The sequence below is a fragment of the Photobacterium lucens genome, assembly GCF_009873615.1.
Lineage (GTDB): Bacteria > Pseudomonadota > Gammaproteobacteria > Enterobacterales > Vibrionaceae > Photobacterium > Photobacterium lucens.
Map to the genome: position 1 here is coordinate 1 of NZ_SSMG01000138.1, position 2,114 is coordinate 2,114.

The 2,114-nt window shown below is 38.4% G+C and carries 3 protein-coding genes; 2 read left to right on the plus strand and 1 reads right to left on the minus strand.

Annotation, left to right across the window (positions count from 1 at the left end):
- Positions 1-193: 193 nt before the first annotated feature.
- Together E5A76_RS06825 and E5A76_RS06830 are read left to right on the plus strand one after the other, a co-directional pair.
- On the plus strand, positions 194-415 hold the full coding sequence (locus tag E5A76_RS06825) for a hypothetical protein (protein ID WP_053986816.1): 222 nt from the start codon (positions 194-196) through the stop codon (positions 413-415).
- 160 nt (positions 416-575) lie between these two features.
- Positions 576-1,049: a DUF2947 domain-containing protein gene (locus E5A76_RS06830; RefSeq protein ID WP_053986815.1), complete on the plus strand. Its 474-nt coding sequence runs from the start codon at positions 576-578 to the stop codon at positions 1,047-1,049.
- 57 nt (positions 1,050-1,106) lie between these two features.
- On the opposite strand, the gene E5A76_RS06835 is transcribed toward E5A76_RS06830, so the two are convergent.
- A complete protein-coding gene (locus tag E5A76_RS06835) occupies positions 1,107-1,937 on the minus strand; it encodes a pirin family protein (RefSeq protein WP_161118485.1) in 831 nt (276 codons plus the stop codon).
- Positions 1,938-2,114 lie beyond the last annotated feature (177 nt).

The window sequence follows — 2,114 nt, forward strand, 5'->3', positions numbered from 1 at the left end:
ATAAGGTTAAACGAAAGCTGAAGTGATAATGAATAAATGGAATTTTTACTAAAATATAACATATTGTTATTTAACAGAATTCGTTCAAAAGGCTTTACATTATCATTGTGACATTATGAAGGCGGTAATTTGACGTTTTGTTGTGAGGTGTCTATTTTTTATTCGCTTATGTCTAAAGAAAGAGGAGTGAGTGATGAAAAAAATGAACTCGTCATATCGATTACAGATCATAAAAGAAGTTGCGACTAGACAACGTATGAAATCGACTGATGATCCTATGGCGATGCATATCTCACAGCTACTAGAAAGTCATAAAAACGATAGACCTGTAAAACCTAAAACGACCTTTGATAATAGTCATTATGACGATCATGCGGGTGGTTGGGTAAGCAATTTATGGGACGAACCAAAATAGGATAGCAACACTCGCTGGAAGTGATGGATGAGGTACGGTTGAGATCGTACCTTTTTTGATCGTGAGAAATACGTTGAAGTAAGGTTTTTATTCATTGGCAACTGGAACAAACAGTGTGTCTGTTGTACATTGCGGTGTCTTTACATTTTTAGGCTAATTGATGAATTATACTGAACTCGATAATTACACGCGTAAATGGATTTTTACCCACGCTTCAATGCCAGTTCCTACGGCAGATCTTGAACAAATAAAGCCATTAACCCAGTCGCGTTCTGCGCAGCTTTGGCAAGAGCATATTAGTAAACAAAGTCCTGATGCTGATCACTTTGAACAAGGTGACTGGGCATTTGATGCTAAAATCTGGTCAACAGCTGAAGATTGGCAAGATGCTTGGGATGATGACGAACCAGCATTGCCTGAAGCCATTCTTGAGGCAATTAAGTGGGAAGATAATACGACTGTTTACTTCTGCTATGAAAAGTACAACATCATAGAGACGAAATGGGGCGTATTTAAGCGCAATTGGAAGAATTTTTTGTTTTTTGATGACGGCCCAATCTTACTTGGTCGTAAACAAAAACAAGCGTTGTGGTTCCAGTCAAACGGTACTTATCAATTAGCGTCACGACCATAATATTACGCCCTGTCATGCAAACATCTCTGTGCGTTACAGGGCGTTGTTGTATCTGGACTATTCTTGTTGTTTTAGCCTCGTAATACACTGTTTAATATTATCTAATGCTTTTGCCAGGTTCTCTGGTGATGAATGAACAGAGCCTTCTTCAGTTATGATAGGTTGGCTTAGTGGTTCACCTAAAGCGATAAAAAATCGCGCACTATGATTTGTCGTTAATACCTTGATTGGTTGTGAGGAGTGCTCAAAGAGCCCCATTTGATTTGGGTGTAATTGGTTGTTTGCTACATATGCTTGACCTGAACGCACATAAATAAACCCAGCTTGATGCGTCTCTGGGGGGGTAAATGTCCAACATCCGTAAGATGACACAATAATATCAAAATAAATAATATTACAACGATGTTTTAATGGGCTTTCGACACCTTCATAACTCCCTATAAGCACCTTAGTTGTTGCATGAATATCTTCAATTAACGGTAGCTGTTCATTGGTTATCTGCGTACTTGAAGGCGCTACCATCTCACCTTGAAGGTTAGCAGGTGATGCTGTCCACATTTGGAACGCTTCTGCAGTACCATGATGGTGCATCATCAGTGATTTATGCGCCATTCCATTGCCACAACTCGTGAGCTGAATATCGCCACTTTTAATCCGATTTTTACCCGTAATACTATCAAAATGAAGAATTGTTCCAACAACAGGGTAGCTAATGGCATCAATGCCTGAATGACCATGAAGATCTAATTCGCTTTGTGAGTGGTTAATAGAGAGATAATGATCCCAAAGGATAAAAGGATTGGTATCAGGAAGATGATGATTATCGATATAGGTGATGATATTGCCATGTTTAACGCCATGCCGAATGGCTGCAATTTTTCTATTCATTGCTGCTGTTACCTGTTTTCGTAAAACTAGAAAACACGTTCATCTATAACCTTTAAAAGAAATATTGAACTCTTCTAAAGCCTAGTTGCTAATAGGCTGATTTGCAGGATTTGTTGTTAATAAAGTAACGACAAAGTGAAGGTCAAGTAAATTGGAATGGCTAAATAAATATCAATC